General features: G+C 68.0%; 17 protein-coding genes, 1 tRNA gene and 2 pseudogenes. 12 read left to right on the top strand and 8 right to left on the bottom strand.

From position 1 onward, the window contains the following. Positions 1 to 271: 271 nt before the first annotated feature. Positions 272 to 1,261: a universal stress protein gene (locus ACTWP9_RS07275; protein ID WP_443245145.1), complete on the top strand. Its 990-nt coding sequence runs from the start codon at positions 272 to 274 to the stop codon at positions 1,259 to 1,261. A gap of 349 nt (positions 1,262 to 1,610) precedes the next feature. Next, the gene (locus tag ACTWP9_RS07270; RefSeq protein WP_443245144.1) at positions 1,611 to 2,630 is read left to right on the top strand and encodes a hypothetical protein; all 1,020 of its coding nucleotides are present in this window, start codon (positions 1,611 to 1,613) and stop codon (positions 2,628 to 2,630) included. Between the two features lie 124 nt (positions 2,631 to 2,754). Here the strand turns inward: ACTWP9_RS07270 and ACTWP9_RS07265 are convergent, their stop codons facing one another. The 3 genes from ACTWP9_RS07265 to ACTWP9_RS07255 form a co-directional block, all read right to left on the bottom strand. Further along, a complete protein-coding gene (locus ACTWP9_RS07265) occupies positions 2,755 to 3,855 on the bottom strand; it encodes a branched-chain amino acid aminotransferase (protein ID WP_443245143.1) in 1,101 nt (366 codons plus the stop codon). 267 nt (positions 3,856 to 4,122) lie between these two features. After that, positions 4,123 to 4,434 (bottom strand): hypothetical protein, encoded by a 312-nt coding sequence (locus ACTWP9_RS07260; RefSeq protein ID WP_443245142.1) that lies wholly within the window; start codon positions 4,432 to 4,434, stop codon positions 4,123 to 4,125. Positions 4,435 to 4,699: 265 nt separating this feature from the next. Next, entirely contained in the window at positions 4,700 to 5,497 is a 798-nt protein-coding gene (locus ACTWP9_RS07255; RefSeq protein ID WP_443245141.1) for a hypothetical protein, read from the bottom strand. A 756-nt stretch (positions 5,498 to 6,253) separates the two neighbouring features. Here ACTWP9_RS07255 and ACTWP9_RS07250 point away from each other — a divergent pair. After that, on the top strand, positions 6,254 to 7,156 hold the full coding sequence (locus tag ACTWP9_RS07250) for a DUF3626 domain-containing protein (protein WP_443245140.1): 903 nt from the start codon (positions 6,254 to 6,256) through the stop codon (positions 7,154 to 7,156). After that, positions 7,143 to 7,639: pseudogene (locus ACTWP9_RS07245) on the top strand (IS5 family transposase); the annotation flags it as partial. The gene ACTWP9_RS07250 and the pseudogene ACTWP9_RS07245, both read left to right, overlap by 14 nt. A 45-nt stretch (positions 7,640 to 7,684) precedes the next feature. On the opposite strand, the gene ACTWP9_RS07240 reads toward ACTWP9_RS07245, so the two are convergent. Continuing rightward, positions 7,685 to 8,158: a DUF3574 domain-containing protein gene (locus tag ACTWP9_RS07240; RefSeq protein ID WP_443245139.1), complete on the bottom strand. Its 474-nt coding sequence runs from the start codon at positions 8,156 to 8,158 to the stop codon at positions 7,685 to 7,687. A gap of 490 nt (positions 8,159 to 8,648) precedes the next feature. Here ACTWP9_RS07240 and ACTWP9_RS07235 point away from each other — a divergent pair, with 490 nt between their 5' ends. Together ACTWP9_RS07235 and ACTWP9_RS07230 are read left to right on the top strand one after the other, a co-directional pair. Continuing rightward, positions 8,649 to 9,575: a phosphotransferase family protein gene (locus ACTWP9_RS07235; RefSeq protein ID WP_443245138.1), complete on the top strand. Its 927-nt coding sequence runs from the start codon at positions 8,649 to 8,651 to the stop codon at positions 9,573 to 9,575. Positions 9,576 to 9,622: 47 nt separating this feature from the next. Continuing rightward, positions 9,623 to 10,501: a hypothetical protein gene (locus ACTWP9_RS07230; RefSeq protein ID WP_443245137.1), complete on the top strand. Its 879-nt coding sequence runs from the start codon at positions 9,623 to 9,625 to the stop codon at positions 10,499 to 10,501. Positions 10,502 to 10,527: 26 nt separating this feature from the next. Here ACTWP9_RS07230 and ACTWP9_RS07225 read toward each other — a convergent pair whose 3' ends face one another. Beyond that, a complete protein-coding gene (locus tag ACTWP9_RS07225; RefSeq protein ID WP_443245264.1) occupies positions 10,528 to 11,778 on the bottom strand; it encodes a hypothetical protein in 1,251 nt (416 codons plus the stop codon). Positions 11,779 to 12,180: 402 nt separating this feature from the next. Here ACTWP9_RS07225 and ACTWP9_RS07220 point away from each other — a divergent pair, with 402 nt between their 5' ends. From ACTWP9_RS07220 to ACTWP9_RS07210, 3 genes are all read left to right on the top strand, one after another. Continuing rightward, positions 12,181 to 12,720, top strand: a complete 540-nt coding sequence (locus tag ACTWP9_RS07220; RefSeq protein WP_443245263.1) for a bifunctional DNA primase/polymerase — start codon at positions 12,181 to 12,183, stop codon at positions 12,718 to 12,720. Continuing rightward, positions 12,710 to 13,012: a hypothetical protein gene (locus tag ACTWP9_RS07215; protein ID WP_443245136.1), complete on the top strand. Its 303-nt coding sequence runs from the start codon at positions 12,710 to 12,712 to the stop codon at positions 13,010 to 13,012. The genes ACTWP9_RS07220 and ACTWP9_RS07215 overlap by 11 nt, the downstream gene beginning before the upstream one ends. A 75-nt stretch (positions 13,013 to 13,087) precedes the next feature. After that, complete coding sequence (locus ACTWP9_RS07210; RefSeq protein ID WP_443245135.1) at positions 13,088 to 13,357, top strand: hypothetical protein; 270 nt, start codon at positions 13,088 to 13,090, stop codon at positions 13,355 to 13,357. A 434-nt stretch (positions 13,358 to 13,791) separates the two neighbouring features. Here ACTWP9_RS07210 and ACTWP9_RS07205 read toward each other — a convergent pair whose 3' ends face one another. Both ACTWP9_RS07205 and ACTWP9_RS07200 read right to left on the bottom strand, forming a co-directional pair. Next, positions 13,792 to 15,126: a PP2C family protein-serine/threonine phosphatase gene (locus ACTWP9_RS07205; RefSeq protein WP_443245134.1), complete on the bottom strand. Its 1,335-nt coding sequence runs from the start codon at positions 15,124 to 15,126 to the stop codon at positions 13,792 to 13,794. A gap of 1,268 nt (positions 15,127 to 16,394) precedes the next feature. After that, complete coding sequence (locus ACTWP9_RS07200) at positions 16,395 to 16,550, bottom strand: hypothetical protein (RefSeq protein ID WP_443245133.1); 156 nt, start codon at positions 16,548 to 16,550, stop codon at positions 16,395 to 16,397. Positions 16,551 to 16,613: 63 nt separating this feature from the next. Between ACTWP9_RS07200 and ACTWP9_RS07195 the strand changes: the two are divergent. After that, positions 16,614 to 16,961: pseudogene (locus ACTWP9_RS07195) on the top strand (tyrosine-type recombinase/integrase); the annotation flags it as partial. A 221-nt stretch (positions 16,962 to 17,182) separates the two neighbouring features. On the opposite strand, the gene ACTWP9_RS07190 reads toward ACTWP9_RS07195, so the two are convergent. Next, positions 17,183 to 17,254, bottom strand: a tRNA-Arg gene (locus ACTWP9_RS07190). Between the two features lie 150 nt (positions 17,255 to 17,404). Between ACTWP9_RS07190 and ACTWP9_RS07185 the strand changes: the two genes are divergently transcribed. Continuing rightward, complete coding sequence (locus ACTWP9_RS07185; protein WP_443245262.1) at positions 17,405 to 17,833, top strand: response regulator; 429 nt, start codon at positions 17,405 to 17,407, stop codon at positions 17,831 to 17,833. Positions 17,834 to 18,049: 216 nt separating this feature from the next. After that, the gene (locus ACTWP9_RS07180) at positions 18,050 to 18,922 is read left to right on the top strand and encodes a DALR anticodon-binding domain-containing protein (protein ID WP_443245132.1); all 873 of its coding nucleotides are present in this window, start codon (positions 18,050 to 18,052) and stop codon (positions 18,920 to 18,922) included. Positions 18,923 to 18,934 lie beyond the last annotated feature (12 nt).

Raw genomic sequence — 18,934 nt, 5'->3', positions numbered from 1 at the left:
CAACTGGGCCGCACGGGGTTGGTTGCGCATGTTCACCCGGACGACAACGCTCTCACCAGGGGTGATGTGATCCTCGGCTCATCGGCTCGGTCTCCTCGCTCGCCTCGCACGCGGCCCTGCGATGCGCCGCACCGGCTTCATACGGGCCCGCCCGTTCGGGCCATCCCTCCCTGCCGTTCCGGCCGGTGGGCGGTATGCCTGGAGGGATGGAAGAGCGACGTGCGGAAGCAGGGAGCGCGGCGGCAGGCGGGTCCCGGAAGGGAGTGCCGTCGTGAGTGGGACGGTTGTGGTGGGTGTCGACGGTTCGCCGTCGAGCCTGGAGGCGGTGGACGTCGCCGCCCGGGAGGCGAAGCTACGCGGCGGCTCGCTGCGCGTCGTGCACGCGTTCGTCTGGCCGATGATGAAGGTGCCGCTCGGCCCGTCCGCCATGGGGCCGCCCGAGGGCGGGCTGCGCAGCCTCGCGCACCGTACGGTCGAGGAGGCCGCCGCCCGCGCGAAGAGCGCCCAGCCGACCGTCGAGGTCACCCACGCGGTCATCCCGGGGGAGCCGCTCTCCGTCCTCACCATCGAGTCGCAGAGCGCCGATCTCGTGGTCGTCGGGACCCGCGGCCTCGGCGGCTTCACCGGCCTGCTCGTCGGCTCCGTCGCCGTCTACCTCACCGCACACGCCGAGTGCCCGGTGCTGGTCACCCGCGGCAGGAAGCATCCCACCGGCCCGGTGCTGCTCGGGGTGGACGGCTCCGAAGTGGGTGACGCGGCTGTCGGGTGGGCCTTCAAGGAGGCGTCGCTGCGCGGTGCCGAACTCGTCGCACTGCACAACTGGAACGCCTGGACGGGCCCGATCGCGGCGGGCCCGAGCATCCAGGTGCCCACGTACTACGACGTGGACCTCTACAGGGCGGAGGAAGAGCGCGTGTTGACGACGGCGATCGCAGGGTGGCGCGAGAAGTACCCGGACGTGAACGTGACGCCCCGGCTCGTCCAGGAGTACACCAGGCAGGCGCTCATCGCGGCCAGCGAGGAGTCCCAGCTGCTCGTCGTCGGCGCCCGTGGCCGGGGTGGGTTCACCGGGCTGCTGCTCGGGTCGGTCAGCCAGGCGGTGCTCCACCACGCGGACTGCCCGGTGGCGGTCGTACGGGCGGATCGCGGTCACCGGCACGGCCACGAGCACGGCCCCGAGCACCGGCACGGGCACCGCCCCTGGCATCGGCACGAGCACGGTGAAGGGGACGGTGAAGGGGACGGGCGTGCGGAGGGGTGACGCAGTGCCGCACTGGTGCGGTGACGCACTGCCGGAGTGATGACGAGATGCAGCCGGAAAGGCCGCTGGCCGAGGTCGAATTCTGCGCGGTCGAATTCTGCTCGACCTGCTGATCATTCGGGGGAGTTGAGGCATCCTGCCTGGACGTGGACCGGAAGGAAGGTCGGGGCCCCGAACACTGTTCGTCTCGCCCGGTGGCACCCGGCCGCGACCACCCTTCCGGCCTTGCACCCAGGAGCCCCCCACCATGAGTGCCTGCTGTCGCCCGCACTTCCGCCGCCCATCTCTCCGCGCTCGCCGCGTTTGGGCCGGCCGTGCCCGGATTGCCGTCGGCGTCGCGCTTGCGGTCGTGGCTGTCCTTGTCGCCGGTACGACGGCAGGCTGCGGCGGGCACGTACTGGGCAGCGGTGGCGTCGGTGGAGCCGGTGACGCTCGTGGTGCTCGCGACGGTGACGGACGTACGAGCACGCCGCCGGGCCCGCACGGTGCGGTGACCGTCGTCCAGGCGCGCCGCGTCCTCCACCGCTACGAGAAGATCGCCACCAGGGCCGACCGGACAAGGGACGCCGCCCTGCTCGCCAGGGTCGCGGCGGGCAATGTGCTGGAACGGTCCAAGGCGGGCTACGAGCAGTACGACGCCCTCCCACGGCACGATCGCGCCCCGTTCGCCCACCCCACCCGCTACCGGAAGCCCGAGTTCCATATCCCCGCGGGCGCCTCCTGGTTCATGGTGACCGCCACCCGCACCACGCCCTCCCCGCAGCGCACCGTGCTGGTCTTCGCCAGGGAACACCGAGCCGGCGCACGGCACGGGAAGCGCGTGACCCCCTGGCGTCTGCACGCCGCGCTCCCGCTCCAGGCCGGGCGGCTGCCCCGCGTCGCCACGAGTCGGGCGGGCCTCGCGACGGCGGTCAGCGCGGCCACCAGGAGCGGTGTGCTACGTCCGGACGACGTCCCCGGGACGTACGAGGATCTGTGGCAGACGGGCGGCACCGACGAGGCGGCGGCGCTCGCGCCCAACGCCGTGACGAAGGAGGCACGTTCCACCCACCGCCATCGCAACGACGCACTCGGCGCGGAGGGTGCCCGCAGACGTTTCGTACCGGCGCAGCCGCGCCACCGCGACAGCTACGCGCTTCGCACCGCCGACGGGGGAGTGCTGGCCGTCGTTCCGCTGGCGCACGAACAGCGGCTGCACGTCGCCCGCTCCGGCTTCCAGCTCACCCCGTCCGACGAAGAGGCCGTCTACGACCCCGCACCCCGCTCCACCGTCATCAGCACCTTCCACGGCCAGGCCCTCGCCCACCTGCCGCGCCAGGGGCGGCCGACGGTGCTCTCGGCGAAATACGCCCTGGTGGACTCGCGGTAAGAGCGCTCGCCCCTGTGGGCGGCAGCGGCAGTACGGCACCGGTCCGCGCAGCGGCGGTACGGCACCGGTCCGTGCACCCGCCCGCCCGCGCCCAGCACCGGGCTGCACCTCGCTTCCGCAGCCGCTAGCAGACGCGGTGCAGCCAGCCGTGTGGGTCCTTGGCACGGCCGTACTGGATGTCCAGTACATGCTCACGCAGCGCGACCGTCCTTCTGCCCGGTGAACCGTTACCGACGGTCACCTCGTAGCCCTCGCCGTCGGGGCCCACACCCTTGAACCCGGTGATCGGCGTGACCACAGCTGCCGTGCCCGCGGCGAACGTCTCGACGATGGTGCCGTCGGCGATCCCCGAGCGCAGCTCCTCAATGCTGACCGAGCGCTCCACCGGCGTCAGCCCGTGCTCGCCGGCCAGCGCCAGCAGGGTGTCGCGGGTGACGCCCGCCAGAATGGTGCCCAGCTCCGGCGTGACGAGGTGGCCGTCCGAGGTGACCAGGAGCAGGTTCATCGTGCCGGACTCCTCGACGTTGCCCTTGCCGGCACTGTCGAGGTACAGCACCTGGTCGCAGCCGTGCTCCGCGGCCTCGCGCTGCGCGGCCAGGCTCCCCGCGTAGTTGCCCCCGCACTTGGCCGCGCCCGTACCGCCCTCGGCCGCACGGGTGTACGTGCCACTCACCCACAGGGTGACCCCGGTGACCCCGGACTCGAAGTAGGGCCCCGCGGGGCTCGCGATCACGGCGTACTCGACCCGGGCGGCGGGCCGTACCCCGAGGAACGCCTCGGAAGCGAACATGAACGGCCGCAGATACAGGCTCTCCTCCCCGGCAGGCGCAGGAACCCACGGCTCGTCGACCTCCACCAGCGTGGCCACACCGGCGACGAAGTCCTCCTCCGGCAGCACGGGCAGCGCCAGCCGGCGCGCGGACCGTGCGAAGCGCCGGGCGTTGGCGTCCGGCCGGAACAGCCACACGCTGCCGTCCCCGTGCCGGTACGCCTTCAGGCCCTCGAAGATCTCCTGTGCGTAATGCAGCACCGCAGCGCTGGGATGCAGCTGGAACGGCTCCAGCGGCCCCACCTTGTGCCCCGCCCAGCCGCCGTCGGCCGTCCAGGTGGCCGAGGCCATGTGATCGGTGAAGTACCGCCCGAATCCCGGCGCCGCCAGGATCGCTGCCCGCTCCTCCGCGCCCACGGGCCGCCCACTCCGCACCACGGCGAACTCAGCGCTCACACCGACTCCTCCCGCCACCCGTCACCGCCACGACCGCCCGGGCATCGTAAGTCGCCGGACCCCACCAGGACACGGGTCGAGCGCGATACGGCGAGGCGGCCGGATACGCGGTCACGGGCGGTGGGGCCACGGGCACCCGGTCGTGACGGGCAGTCACCGGCAGCAGGAGCAGGAGCAGGAGCAGGAGCAGGGGCGGGGGCACGGGCGGGGCCGCGAGCGTCGAGCGCCCGGCCAGACACCCGTCCCCCTTCGTCCCGCGATGTCTCCCTACGTCAAGCAGTCGTACGCGTGCTCGGCCGTCCCGCTTCCCTCCCAGCGCACGGTGCCGGTGCCGTGCGCGGCGATCGTCACGCACTGAGGGTTCTGCCCGGAACTCAGCTCCACCGAGCCGCTGATCTCCACACCGCAGTCGTTGCGCAGCGAGGCCCAGCCCGGCCCCTGATCGGTCAGCTCGGCACAGGCCCCCAGAACATTCGGCGCAGCCGCGTCACGCTCGGCAGCGCCGGCACCATGAGCGGGTACGACAACCAATGCGGCGCCGGCCGCCAGCACTCCCAGAACACGCGGAAGTCGGAACACGAACGGTCCTCCCCGTCGGCGGTACGGAAAACAGGCGTCACCGCCCGACCCGCACCCCCGGACGTGCCCTGACCGACGGCCGAAGCCCACCGCGTAACGCTCCTACGGCTGGTCTCGACCACCTGAGCCAGATCCTGACCCACCTCTCACTCCACCGCAAGCCCACACCAAGTGCCCCTCCGCACACCAACCGGCCCCGCAGCAGCGCCAGTTGGCCTGCGGGGCCGGTCGCTCGTCAAGGGTCAGAGGTGGGCGGACCAGGGGGTCAGTAGTCCCACTGCTTCGTCATCTCCGCCGACCACTGCTTCGGGAAGCTCTGGTCGATACGGAAGGCCATGCCCAGCCCCTTGGCGAGCTGCACCTTGCGATCCAGGGTCTTCTCGTACGGGTGGTTGTTGTCGTCCCACCAGATCTCGTGCTGGGTGATGCACGAGCGGTCCTTGAAGGTGGCGTTGGAGCAGGGGGCCGGCGGTGACCACACCTGCCGGTGACGGAAGTTGATGGTCTTCCCGCCCTTCTCCTCCTGGATGGTGCCCTTGGCATCCAGGCAGTAGCCCTCGGCGGGAATGTTCCAGCGCACATAGTGCTGGCGGTCGCCCTCGGACGGGAGTGCCTTCATGTTCGTACAGTCGGCGTCACCGATCTTCTCCGAGGTGACGCGCTGCTCGTAGTAGGTGTGGCCCTTCTTCCCCCAGCCGTCCAGCAGCAGCCACTCCCCGTCCTTGGAGCGGCGGAACCGCTCCCGGTTCTCCGGCTCCTTCTGCTCCCAGTTGATCGTGTACTCCCCGGACGGCTCCGTACGCCAGGACCACTGCCCCGCAACAGAATCCCCCGACCCGAACTGCCCCGCCGAGCGCTGATCGAGCCGCGAGAACTCGTTGTACGTACCGACTGCCGCCGACCCGCCCTTGGTCGAGACCCCGGCCCCGGCCGAAGCGGCCTTGGTCTTGGCCTCGGCCTTGCCCGTTCCGCTGTCCTCGGCCCCCATCGCCGTGACGGTCCCCGCCGTGGCCAGGGCGCCTGCCGCCACCGCACCGAGCAGAATGCGTGAACGCTTGATCATTTCTCCCCCATCGGCCCGGGCCCGCCCCACCGCGCTCCCTCCACGCCGGGCGAACCTCAGCTCGTGCTCACGCCTTGGCACTCTAGGTCCCCGACATCGAGGGGCAACTCCCCCCACGTCATAACCCGGCAACAGCCCGTACCCGCTGGCTCCCGCCTCCCGCCTCCCGCCTGCCGCCTCCCGCCTGTCGTCTGCTGCCGCACGATCTGGAAGCCGGCCCGCTCGTACGCCCCCTCACGGCTGAGGTGGCCGTTCCGGTCGCGCCACCGTCCGCGGCCCGGCTGGGGACTTCGGGGCAACGTGCTCGTCCACGAACGGGAGGAACTGTTTGTCGGAGACCGACGGCTTGCCCTCCGGCCACCCGTTCCGAAGTAGAGGCACATGCTGATGTACGGCTAATCTCTGGCGGCAGTTGCGGACTTGGCCTGGTGGCTCGGGGCCTGTTGCGTTCATACGGGTCGCGTGAACCTGGCGGCCGTCGATGGCCGGTTGCGGGCTGGCGGTGAGCCGCAAGGCGGCACCGACAGTCGTCTCCGGGCTCGTCGGCAACGGTGCGTCTCCGCCTCAAGTTCATGTGCCTCGCCGTGGGCTCATACGGCCGACGCGGGGCGGCTTCGGGTCCCTCGTCAGGCTTCTGCCGGGACAGATGCCGGAGGACTTCATCAAGAGGTCGTCTTCGATTGGCGATCAGCGAAGTGCGTCGATAGTCAAGGAGACCTGCGTGCGCGGATTGGTCAGCCCGGGGACACTGCGCGCATGAGCTTCGACGCCCTCCAGACACCGCAGGAACGGGCTCTTGGTCATGTGGCCGGGCTGTCGTCCGGTCCGCCGCTGGATCCGATGCTGCGGGTGACCCTCAACTTCCATCCGGACTGTCTGACACACGGCAAACCGATCCTTGACTCCCTGGCTGAGTGCGGCGTTTATGTCTCACAGTTCGTCACCGGAACGAGCAACGGCGGCCTGACTGCCTACCCCGGCGGGGACCGGTGGCGGTGGGAGAGCCGGATCTTCAACGGCGCCTACGACAACGCCGCCGCCAGCGAGCGGCCCGTCTATGGGGCACTGAACTTCGGCCACAATCCGGTCGGCGCGGCGCCGCGCTTCGGTTCCTCCCACTTCCGGCTCACCGCCGGGGCGCTGGAGCGGACGACGTTCTGCTATCCGGACAGCTGCCTGGAGCCCTCAGACTTCGGTACCGCAGAGCGCATGGGGCTTATCGAGCTCGCCCTGGCCGACCATCGGGACGCCCTCGACGACTGCATCGAAGCGCAGGTGCACGGACCGGTCCGCCTCGATCGCGACGTCGAGGCCCTGGTCCTGGACCACTGCTACCGAGGCACGGCCGTCGAGGACGCTGCTGGCCGCCTTCCGTGCCCCGTGGAATGGCACCCTGGATTCCGACTTACGGTCGAGGAGCTCCGTCGGCATCCCGCCTATCGGGGCCAGGAGTTCATCGACCTAGGCGCACAGATCGCCGTCGGTGACGTGCTCAATCCGCGCCTCGTTGGAGACGCCGCCAATACCGGACGCTATGACCCGCAGGCGGTCAAGAAGGTATGGCACTACCTGGCGCGTTTCGGAGCGCCTTGGCAGGCGGCAGACAAGGCGGAGCACCGGGAGCAGGAGGAGGAGGCCGCGCCCGATGGCGTTCGCTGACCGCTTGGTGCCGGAGCGGCTGTGGGAGTTGTTCCGAGCCGTCAGGCCGACTGCCCCGACGCCGCCGCAAGGGGGCGGCCGTCGGCGCCTAGACGATCGAGCGATCCTTGCCGCGATCGTCTTCGTCGTCACCTGGGGATGCACCTGGCGGCAGCTGCCGCCGGTCTTCGGCGCCTCATGGCAGACCGTCCACCGACGGTTCACCGAGTGGAGCCAGGCCGGGGTGTGGGCCAAGCTGCACCGCCTGGTCATTGACGAACTCGGGTCCGGTGGCGAGTTGGACTGGACCCGCTGCGCGATCGACTCGGTGAATATGCGGGTCTTGAAAAGGGGGACCTGACAGCTCCGAATCCTGTCGACCGGGGCAAGTACGGCTCAAAGATCCACTTGTCACTGAGCGAACTGGTCTGCCCCTGTCCATCGGAATCTCGGGGGCGAACCTGCACGACAGCCAGGCCCTGATCCCTCTGGTGAAGGGCATCTACGGAGCCCCGGAGAAATCCGGGGCTCTCGTGTGTTCGCAGCGGGCTAGAAGTCGGCCCGCTCGTGGTCGTCAGTCCGGAGAACAGCCTCTTGGCCGTAGATGCGCTTGTACGCGCTGCGGATCTTCTCGATGTCGGCGTCGTGGTCGCGGGCCTCCGAGACGGGGTAGAGCACGCTGAGTTCGTACGACCCCTCGCGGCTGATGTGGCCGTTCTGGTCGCGCCACTGTCCGCGGCCCCGCTGGATGGTCAGTCCCGCGGGGAACTTCGGGGTCACATGCTTGTCCACGAACGCGAGGAATTGCTTGTCGGAGACGGGTGGCTTGCCGTCCGGCCGGCCGGTCCCGAAGTAGAGACGCGTGTTGATGTACGGCTTGCCCCTGGCGACAGTCGCGGACTCGGTCTGGTGGCTTGGTGTCTGCTTTCCGCCTAAAGCTGCGTATGCCTGCGGGGTTCCCGTGACGACCGCGAGAACGGCCGCCGAGGCGACGATGCGTGAGCGCGTCTTCCTGGTGAGCACGATGGCAACGGTCCCTTCGGTCTGCTCGGCAGTGGGCGGTGGAGCCTCTGTCGAGCAAGATCCTTCTGTGACCGCGCCGGTTTGTCAGCCGCTTTCAGGAACCGGCCCGGGATGAGTACTGCTACGTTCGCCGTTGGAGGTGCGGGGCCTGAGACTGCTGCTGACCTGCGAAAAGCCGCCCAAGATCATTAAGTCGTCATTAGGTGATCAGCGACATCGGCCTGCATCCGGCCGCATGAGGCTGCACAACGCAATAACGCCCCGCGCCAGCGAAAGGACTGGTCACAGGGCGTTTCGGCACTTGAATCAAAGTACCCCCGGCAGGATTCGAACCTGCGCACACGGCTCCGGAGGTCACGGAAGCGGCGAGCGGTGGACGGCCGCTGATCTGCGGGGGAGGGCTTCGTTGGAGCGGGGTGACCAAGATCATTACGCCATTACTACGTGAACGGCCTGCCGGGCTCGTGGCGGGGCCGGTAGCGTCGCTCTCATGGTCTCGGATGGTGGCGAGTCGGGTGCACGGGTAGCGGAGTTCACCGAGGAGAGCGCGGGTGCAGTCCTCCGGGAGGCGTGCGCCTCGGCCGGCCTCGACCTTGCGGGCGCGGAGCTACTGCGGCTCGGCTCCAACGCGGTATACCGGTTGTCGACGGCTCCGGTCATCGTCCGCATCGCGCGGGACACTGGCGCTCTGGAGGAGATGCAGCGGGCCGTCGGGGTCGCTCGCTGGCTGGAGACGGAGGACTTCCCGGCTACGCGGGTGCTGGGCGACGTGGAACAGCCGGTCGTAATCGGTGGTCGGGTCGTCACGTACTGGGTGAACCTTCAGGACGAAGTCGAGTACGCCCGGCTGGATGAGCTGGCGGACCTGCTGAAGTGGCTGCACTGGCTGGAAGAGCCGAAGTCGCTGGGGATGCCGTACTTCGACCCCTTTGCCAAGGTGTGGGGCTCGCTGCGCACACTGGACGGTGTCTCGGATGCAGACCGGACGTTCCTGGAGGAGCGGGCCGGAGAGCTGAACAAGGCGTACAGCCGCCTGGACTTCGTGCTTCCCTTCGGCTTGATCCACGGTGACGCGAGCATCGGCAACATCCTGCGCAGTCGCACGGGCCAAGCGGTGCTGATCGACCTCGATGGCTTCGCGCTCGCTCCCCGCGAATGGGACCTGGTGCAGACCGCGCTCTTCTACGAGCGGTTCGGCTGGCACACACGGACGGAGTATGAATCCTTCGTCCACCACTACGGATTCGATCTCATGAACTGGCCGGGATACCCGGCCTTGGCCGACGTACGCGAACTGATGATGACGCTGTGGCTCGGACAGCAGGCATCCGCAAAAGCTAAATCGGCAGAAGAGTTTTCGCGCCGAGTCGGCGATATTCGTCAAGGCGGGAGCCGTCGCAACTGGCAACCGTTCTAGAGTGTCGATGGATCTCATATGGGATAACTACGGGGAGATTGCAGAAAGTGGCAGCGTCAATCGCGTCCGAACTGCTAACCGATCACCAATCTGAGTTCACTGCCGCCCTCATAGGGGCTGTAGCGACATTGCTGGCCTCGTACCTCGCCTTTCGTCTCCAGTCTGCCAGAGAGCCTCGCAAGAGATTGGTCTGGAACGCGAAGACGCAGGGGGCTGGTATTGATATCGACTCGGATATTCGTCAAAGAATTCAACTACTCTATCGCGGCTCTCCGGTCGACGAGTTGACGCTGATCGAGTTTCATGTAGAGAACGCCGGGAATCAGGTAATTCGCGATCACCAGATCCGCTTCGAATTTCCCCCAACGGCGGCTCTGGTAGATGCTCACTGCTCACCGGAGCCTGACCGTGAACTCGGGGTTGAGCGACGCACAAGCCTGGAGCAGAGTAGAAGCGAAGTTATCTATGGGCTTGGTCAGCTTGAGAGTGGGCAAGGCGTTACTTTCAAGATCCTCGCCAGTGGGCAAGGCGGGGAACGTTGGCGCCCTATTTCCTATAGCCCCGAGGGCGGGGTTCAATTCATCGAAGGTTCCGTCATTAGAACTGCGAATGACAGTGAGCATGTCGTGCCATTCTGTTTCTCCGCGTTCCTGCTCATGGCGCTGGCGGGTCTAGGGGCTAGTGGGCTAGTGCGAAATCTCTCAGTGATGCCAAAGATCGCCATTGGCGTGATCGCTCTCATTGTCGTTGGTTTTGCTCTACGGCATCTTGCTCCCGCAGTAAGATTCGTGCGAGATGTAATGCTCAAATGGTACGAAACTCGAAGTGCTAACGAAATCACGGTTCAGGGCAGTGTTAGCGCGTTGAGTGTTGGAGATCATTCGTCTGCCACTCAGATGGGGGAGAGCGGATCACGGGGCGGCTGAGATTCCCCAGGGGGGGTAGCTGGCCGTTATCCAAACCTTTTACCAGATTCCTTCCATAGGCGGTGATTTGACGCCTCGGCGGTGAAGTCGCGTACACAAGAGGCGGACGCTAATTCCCCTGAAAGGGTCTTCCTAAACTCCGCTAGGTAGCTGACACATCGCGCTGACTTAAGCTGTTCGCCGAGATCCAGCGCATCCAACGCAACTCGGCATGCCTCCTCGGGATCTCCGGCCCGAAGGTGGGCGTCCGCAAGAACCATCGTCGCGAAGAAGTCGCTCCTCACATGGCTGCCGCTCATGGCGTTCTCGGCATGGGCCACGGCTCGGCGCGCGCTGTTCACGTCGCGGAAGCAGTGGGCGGCCTCGGCTGCCAGCTCGGCCTCGTCGAAGTAGGTGATCCACTCGGGCTCGTCGCTGCTGTTGCGGCTCTCCAGCGCCTTGGTGGCCTCGCTCAGCGCCAGCTCGCATGCGCGGATATCGCCCGTACGGGCAAGGGCGCGAGCCTCCATCGCGTGAAACTGGGCCATCAGGGTCGGTGTCGCCACGCCCGAGATGCCCATACGTGCGGCTCGGGCGAGTGTCGCGGCCTCGGTGAAGTTGCCCAGGAACGTGGCCTGATGGCTCATCGCGGACAGTATGCTCCCCGCCAACCGGCGGTCGTCGCCGTCCTGGGCGAGACGGAGCGCCTGGAGGAAGTACCGCTGAGCCAGGCCGTGGTGACACGCGTCGTACGACATCCAACCGGCCAGCAGCGTGGACTCCGCGACCGTGGAGAAGAGCGCACGGCCGACGGCTTCCGTGTACTGACCCGTGAGCAGGGGTGTCACATCCTGGCTGAGGTACTGGACCACAGACTGTCGCGCATGCTCGCCGCCGAACCGGTCGTCCATCTCGGCGAACATGTCACTGGTCGTCTTGATCATCGCTACGTCGGCCAGTCCCACCCGTGCGCTATCCGTCCGGACAGTGGAGGGGAACGACGGATCGGGCGCGACCAACCATCGCAAGGACGCTTCGCTCCACGCGTGCTGTGACGCCTCGGAGAGCAACAGTGGCTCGTATCCGTGCAAGTCAGCTCGCCACAACTGGCTGACGGTCTGAAACGCCTCCTCCGGGGTCGGGGGATAGCGCGTCTCCAGCAAGCGGGAGTCCTGGCCGGCGGCGGCACTCAGACCCAACTCGGCCGGAGCGATGTCCAGCGCCTCGCAGATGAGCGCCCCGTAGAACTCATCGGGCACGCTGTGCCCGTTCTCCCAGGTTGCGATGCGGCGTTTCACGCTGGCATCGGACGGGAGCGCCTTCCCGTGGCGCTTCGCGCACCGTCGCAGCTCGCTGACGAGCCTGAGCTGGCCCCAGCCGCGGGCCTTGCGAGCCGCGCGGAGAAGTTCCCCGAAGGGTCGGTTCGCTTCCGTTCTGATCGCCTCCCCCGCCCGTATGGCCACGTGCGCTGTCCTGCTCGCCCCTCCGATAATTTACGGAATGTAAGCCCATGCTGTCTGCCCGTAATTCGGAGGTTGGTGCGTTTGTCGGCAGGTGATCCGGGGTGACGCGGGACCGGAGGGCACGTCATCCCCCGTCACCTCTCGTCATCTGCCCAGCTCAGGGCTGTGCGACCCAAGGTGGTTCCAACGCGGCCAAACGGCTGGGGCTTGGACCAACTGAGGTGACTCGACGTGCAGATGATGACAAGAAGGGGAGTTCAGTGGATCTCCTGCGCATCCGATGACCCGGACGAGTGCCGGGAGTACTGGGCGGTTGCCCCTCGACGCCCCTGCGCGCTTCCGGCTGGGCGTTTCTTCGACGTCGTGGTGGTCGGGCAGCGGGTCGGGCTGGAGACGTTCGACCAACTCCAGCGCCACGGAATGCCGCTGGGACCCGTGATGGCGGACCGGGCATCCGAACAGGTCGGCTTCTTCGTCCCCACCTGGGCACGTGATCCGTTCGATCGAATGATCCGGCAGGAGTCGGCGGATGAAGCGCCTGAGTACCGCTACCTGGGCGAGGGCTCGGTAGTGGTCGTTCCCGGGCCGATGCCGCTGACGGGGGATCGCTACATCTGGCTGCGGGCTCCGATGCGTCGACCGGAGGCTTCCCCTTCGCGGATTGCGGCACTGGCCGCGATGTTTGTCGCCGCGTCGTCTGTGGTGGCTCGGGCTGACCGGTACGGCCGTGAGCAGTCGGCCGCCTCCGTGGTAGGTGAGGGCACCCATGCCGGCTGACCACGAACACAGCGGTGACAGCGCGAGCTGGTCCCCGCTCGACAGCGAGGAGTGGTACGCAGCGCGGGACGCGGTCGCTGGGCTCCGGGACGTACTGATCGCTGCCGGGATGGAACGCGACTTCCCGTACCTGCGTGCCGACCTGAACGCCTTCGGACACGGGCTGATCGAACTCGGCCGGATCTCGCCGGAGACGTCCGAGCGGCTGACGGAGCTGCTGCGGCGGGCGCTGGAGAGCACGTACGACGTGCCTGGCACGGGCACGAACGGCCGTCAGCAGCGGAACGACTGAGCAGAGCGGATGAGGTGGACGACGTGACGGACCCCAAGGGCGTGTGCGCGACCTGCGGATTGCCTCACTCCAGGTGTGGCCTACGTACGCGGCTGGGCGGAAGGCAAGCGCGCTGCTGACGGCCTCGCAGAGATGCTGCGCGCGGTCGGCCTGGATGTGGACCTGCCGGGGCTCAAGGCGGACGTGAACGTCTTCGGGTACGGTGTCGTCACCCTCGGCGCGGTACGCCCGGACGCGGCGCGGCTGCTGGCCGACTTGCTGACGACTGGGCTTACGGCGGAGATGGCGTGGCAGGAAGACGGCCAGCCGGGGCTCGGAGGCGCCGCAGACAGTTCAGCGGCATAGCACCGCTCGGCGAACAAGTCTGCCAAGCAGTACAGGTGGCTCGTCGTCGGCCGGGAACGGCGCCCCAGCGCCGCAGCCCGAGCCGAACGACGAGCCACCTACGTGTCGGCTGAGCTATGAGCTTGGGAATCACGGGTGATTGGGGGCAGTTGGAGCTCTGAGCTGGGCGGATGGCGGTTCGTCGCCTGGTGCTGGGCACTGGGGGGGGATGACCGGTGTTGACCGTGGTTCACCCGTCGATCTGGTGCGCATCTGGTGCGATGTGGTGCGCCACCGGCCATGGGCGGACCTTCTGTTTACAAGCTCTACCCAGGCCGGTCGTCTGCGGTCATTCAGGACGGACAACGGGCTGCGCCGTCCGACTGTGGGCGTTGGCGGTTGGTGTGGTTGCTGTGCTTCGCTGCTGTACAGCACCGAGTCGATGCTGACCGTCTTCATCGCCTCGCAGACGTAGAGGTGCGGGCCGGTGGCTCCACCTGTCCCCACGGTGAAGGGGGCGACGTGCCGTAGTGGGGCCATTCAGGGCCGCCCCAGTCCAGGCAGAGCACCGTGGCGTCATCTCTCGGGTCGTGCTCGCTGGCCCGCATTACGGATTGGGTGAGGGCGCGCGTCGCTTCGCGAGCATGCAAAGCGCCGGTTTCTTTGATGAGGCGGCGCAGCTCTCGATCTTGGCCGTGCGGTTCCATCATTCCGTCGGTGAGCAGGAAGAGGCGGTCGCCGGGGCGCAGATCGAGACTCTGGACGTGATATTCGGCGCGGGGTGCGATACCGAACGGCAGATCGACGCCCGGGGCGATCTCCTCGACTTGCCCGTCGCGAAGCAGCAGCGGCCAGACGTGGCCTGCGTTGATGAACTCGGTGCGCCCGGTCTCGAACGCGACCCACAGCAGTTGCCCCGTGACCATCGCCTGGGCGCCGTGTTCGGCCAGCGCATGGGTCACCTGAGCGGACTGGTCGAGAACCGCGCGGTGCTCGCGCACGGCGTGTTCGAGCACCGCCTTGTTAGCGGCTTCTGCCTGTGCTGCGAGTCCCGCACCCGCGCGGCGGGCGTTGCGCAGGGCACTGACGATGACCGTCGCCAGCAACGCTGCCCGCACGTCGTGACCCATGGCATCGGTCAGGGACATGTTGAGGCCGTGACCGTTGAGGGTGTAGTCGAAGGTGTCACCGCCGACATCGGTTGCCGGCTCCAGAGACCCGGCGATGATGAAAGGTCCGGCATCGCAGGTGAAGGACTCGGGCAGCAGGCGGTGCTGGATCTCCGCGGCCAGGGACAGTCGAGTGGTCCGTCTCCCCCACTCGTACAGATCGGTGAAGCGTCTGTCGGCGACCACGGCATACGCCAGCACGCGGGTGGCCTCGGTGATCCGTTCCAGCTTCTCCCGGTCGGGGGGAACAGGGAGGGACAATTCCAGGACCCCGATCGCGTCCCCCCGGTGGGTCACCGGCGCGACCACCCGGGAACTACGCCGCCCGGTGTCGTCTTCCGCATGCCCCTCCGTACTCACCCACAACTGCTGCGAGTGGATCACCCGCTCATAGGCCGTGCCGGACAGGGCAAGCGGCTCGGGTGCGACGGTGCCGCCCTGCTCTCTCGATCCCGTCAACCGGACCACGGCATTGCCCCCGCGATCGGTGATGAGGAACGAGACCTCCTCAGCGGCGAACTGCTCCTGCAGAACCGTTGCCAGGACCACGACAGACTTCACCGGTTGCGCAGACTGCACCGCCGCGAGCAGGTCACTCACCCAGCCCATGCTGTCCACCACGCGCTGCGCCCTTCTCTACGACGGCAAGGCGTCGGCCTGCCCATGTGCACCTGTCCGGCGCACGGCCCAGCAGGGCTAGGAACGCTTCCGCTCCTGACAAGGATGTACCGCTCCCGGCTCTTGCCGCCAAGCTGGATGACCTGTCGGAGTGAGTCGCGGCTGATAGGCCGTTGTCGCCCACGGTCGGTGGAGCCTCGATGCGCGTGTCAAGCCCACCAACGATCTTGCGGCGAGGCAGGCGCGAAGTGCCGCGCAAGATCGACAGACCGCAAATCGGAAACACAGCCCTGACGCTGCCTGTACGCCCGAGCGTGCGGGTAGCGAGTCCCCTCCTGTCCGGAGCAGGGGCGGATGGCCGGTTCGTAGCGCCTCTCGGTGGCGCCGACCAGCCCTTCTGGAAGTGATCCCGCAAATATGTCACCTGCGGGGCCTTCGCCGTACGGCTTCCTGATCTGCGCTGATCCCTCGGGCAGTTTCCATCGGCCGTCACCGTCGACCCCGTTGCACGGCCCGGGAACGGCCCGAGGACGACCGTCCCAGCCACGACCGTCAGGCCAAGGTCGCCGCCGAGCTGGCTGCTACCTCAAGCGGGGAAAGTCAGCCACGACGACGGGACAGACATCCGAGCATCCGCATGTGTATCCCCCAACCGGCCACCGGCATCAGCCACGTTTCCATGCTTCTGATCTTTGACCCGCAGACGCCTCCGCGCAGCCCCAGCCGACCACCTGGCGATGGCGGGACCGGCCCGCAGACCGCGACGAGATCTGGGCGCCGCGCCACGGACCTTCTCGGCGTACTTGGTCCGGGGGTACAGGGCCGGTCGACTTCTGTGCCTGGTCTGCGCCTGGTCGTGCGTGCTGGCGTCCGCTGGTCGGCTGAGTCGTGCGGGCCGACGCCACCTGGAGCCCTGGCGGGGCAAGCGGATCGCTGTTGTGGCTGCGCGCTGAGCGGTCCGGGGTCGGCGCGGAGCGGGGCGGAGACAGGAGCGGGCGGCGGCCACGGGCCGCCAGCGCGCGCGGCCCGCGTCAGCGGGCCGCCTTGAAGTCGTAGAGAAAGTTGTTACGCACGCGCCTGGTGAGCTGGCGGGCAGGCTATCGGGCTGACTGTCCAAGTCGCTGCTGTGGTGCGTTGCTTGAGGGTGAGCGTATGACGCTTGCCCTCTTCGAGTTCGCGGGTCGCTGCTGGCTGGCCGTGGTCGAGCCAGGCACGGGCCTCTCGGTAGGGCTCTTCGTCCAAGGAACGACGGGACGAGATGGTCACGCAGCTCATCCGGCTCGCCCAGCTCGGCCGTGCCACATGAAGCCGGGAAAGACGAGGAACCGCTTGCCTGCCTCGGACTTGGTCTCACCGGGAGCACGGTGACCGGTGCACAGCTCGGGCTCGGCGGTCCGAATCCAGACGCCGACGCGGTCGAGGTCCACATCCTGAGCGTTGTTGGCCCTAGCTTGAGTTTTCAGCTGTAGCCAGGTGAAGAATGATCCGAGGGCACGGCCGAAGACGGCCGACTGTTCTTCAACGAGCGGGGCGGCGTCATCGGCTCGTCGTCGTACTCCCGTACCTGGGAGGAAGCGCGCGCCCTGGCCCTTACCCCGGAACAGGTTGCCTCACCGCTCGCCGGTACGCCGTACGACCTGCGGCACGCGGCCCTGTCCTCCTGGCTGAACGCGGGAGTCGATCCGGCCGAGGTGGCGGAGCGCGCGGGCAACCGCGTGGACGTGTTGCTGACCCGCTACGCGAAGTGCCTCGACGGTCGGCAGCAAGTAGCCAACCAACGGATCGACGCCCTCTGGGACGACGGTTCCGACACCGAAGACGAGAGCGAGACCGACTGAGAACTGAGAGCTGAACGACTACAGTCAGGCCCCTGGGAGTCATCCCGGGGGCCTTCTCATGCAATGGCCCTGACCTGCGGAAACGGGACCGAATCCATCCCGCGAATACGCCGCGACCACCGACAAACAGCGGCTCGCAGCCGCATCCGGCTGCACACACGACAAACGCCCTGCACCAGCATCCAACCTGGTCACAGGGCGTTTCGGCACTTGAATCAAAGTACCCCCGGCAGGATTCGAACCTGCGCACACGGCTCCGGAGGCCGTTGCTCTATCCCCTGAGCTACGGGGGCGCGGCCGTTTGGGCGGCGACAGGTAGAACACTACCAGGTCACTGGGGGTGGGCAGGAACGGGTTTGGGGGGAGGGCGGGGTGTGGGGTGGAAATGGGCAAAACCCGGACGCAGGTGGAGGGGCGCGCCTACGCTTCTTGATGTGCCAGGTATGTCCGGCCGGGTGCTTGTTGTGGACGACAGCAGCGTCATCCGGCAGTTGATCAGGGTCAACCTCGAGCTTGAGGGCTTCGAGGTGGTGACCGCCGTCGACGGTGCCGAGTGCCTGGACGTGGTGCATCGCGTGCGGCCCGACGTCGTGACGCTCGATGCGGTGATGCCGCGTCTGGACGGGGTGCGTACGGCGGAGCGGCTGCGGGCCGATCCCCGTACGCGGCACCTGCCGCTCGCGCTCGTGAGTGCGTGCACCGAGCTGGAGGGCGGGGGTGTGGTCGGGGAGAGAGGCGTGGATGCGTTTCTCGGGAAACCGTTCGAGCCCGTTGACCTGGTGCGGATGGTGCGCCGTCTGATGCATGGGAGACCTGGAACGGCCGGCGCGGAGGGGGGTGGTCCCGTCGTCTCCGAGGTCGTCGAACCCTGAGCGCCTGAGGGGCTGAGACGGCTGAGAGGGGGAGGGCGAGAGTAGAGGGACGCGTAGAGAGGGACGCGTAGAGGGAGAGGGTAAGCCTTCGGGCATCTGCCCTGTGTTGTCGGCCCGCCGCAGTGTGTGACCAGCGCGGCCCTTCCAATTACGTCGCCGTCCCAGCTGCCGAAACCGGCTCGCGCAGACCCACCCTGCCTCCCATACGCTTGCTCTGTGACCCCCGCCCAGCTCTCGCGCACCATCAGGCACACGCTGCCCCGTGTGCTCTCGGACGATGGCGGCGGGGGCGCGGAGGAACGCTTGGCCGGTGTACGTGTCGTCGTGGAGTCCCCGCCGCGGCGGGGTGGCGGGGATTACGCGACGGGGGTCGCGTTCCAGGCCGCCGCGGCCTGCGGGCGTCCCGCACAGGAGGTCGCGGAGGAGCTGTGCGCGCGGCTGGTACGGGACGAGGACGCGGTGGCGGAGGCCGTCGTTGTCGCCGGAGGGTTCGTGAACGTCACGCTGGGGCCCGCCGGCCGGATAGCGCTGGTGCGCACCCTCGCGGAGAGCGGGAGCGGGACCGGCGCGGAGAGCAGCAGCAGCAGCGCGGAGAGCGGACCGACGGACGGGTCCGACAGCACCGTGCCCCCTCACCGGCCGACCGACATCCCGGCTCAGGACATCCCACGCTGGGCGGCGTCGACCGGCGAGGACCCGGCGGCGCTCGCGGTCCGTATCGAGCGCTCCAGTTCGCTCTTCCGGGTGCAGTACGCGCATGCGCGGGTCTGCTCGCTGCTGCGTAATGGCCGGCGGCTCGGGCTGCGGCCGGAGCCGGAGAGTGCCGTGCCGCTCTGCGCTGCCGGTGCCCGGTTGCTGGCTCTGCTCGCCGACCGGGAGCGGATCACCGCGCCCGGCGCGCTGGCCCGGCATCTGGATGCCGTCGCGGGGGCGTTCGCCGTATTCCATGACACATGTCCGCCGCTGCCCCGGGGCGAGGAAAAACCCGGGGCCGCCCATCGCGGCCGGCTGGCCCTCGCCGAGGCCACCGGAGCGGTGCTGGCAGGCGGCCTGTCCCAGCTCGGCGTCACCGCACCCGCACAGCTCTAGCGGCTGTGAACC

This window comes from Streptomyces sp. 3N207 (assembly GCF_052246355.1).
GTDB lineage: Bacteria > Actinomycetota > Actinomycetes > Streptomycetales > Streptomycetaceae > Streptomyces.
This window is presented reverse-complemented; position numbering and strand designations above follow the sequence as displayed.

Coding starts and splice junctions, on each gene's coding strand:
- ACTWP9_RS07255 (WP_443245141.1), bottom strand. CDS start 5,497: ATGATCAAGCGTTCACGCATTCTGCTCGGTGCGGTGGCGGCAGGCGCC.
- ACTWP9_RS07250 (WP_443245140.1), top strand. CDS start 6,254: ATGAGCTTCGACGCCCTCCAGACACCGCAGGAACGGGCTCTTGGTCAT.
- ACTWP9_RS07235 (WP_443245138.1), top strand. CDS start 8,649: ATGGTCTCGGATGGTGGCGAGTCGGGTGCACGGGTAGCGGAGTTCACC.
- ACTWP9_RS07220 (WP_443245263.1), top strand. CDS start 12,181: ATGATGACAAGAAGGGGAGTTCAGTGGATCTCCTGCGCATCCGATGAC.
- ACTWP9_RS07215 (WP_443245136.1), top strand. CDS start 12,710: ATGCCGGCTGACCACGAACACAGCGGTGACAGCGCGAGCTGGTCCCCG.
- ACTWP9_RS07185 (WP_443245262.1), top strand. CDS start 17,405: ATGTCCGGCCGGGTGCTTGTTGTGGACGACAGCAGCGTCATCCGGCAG.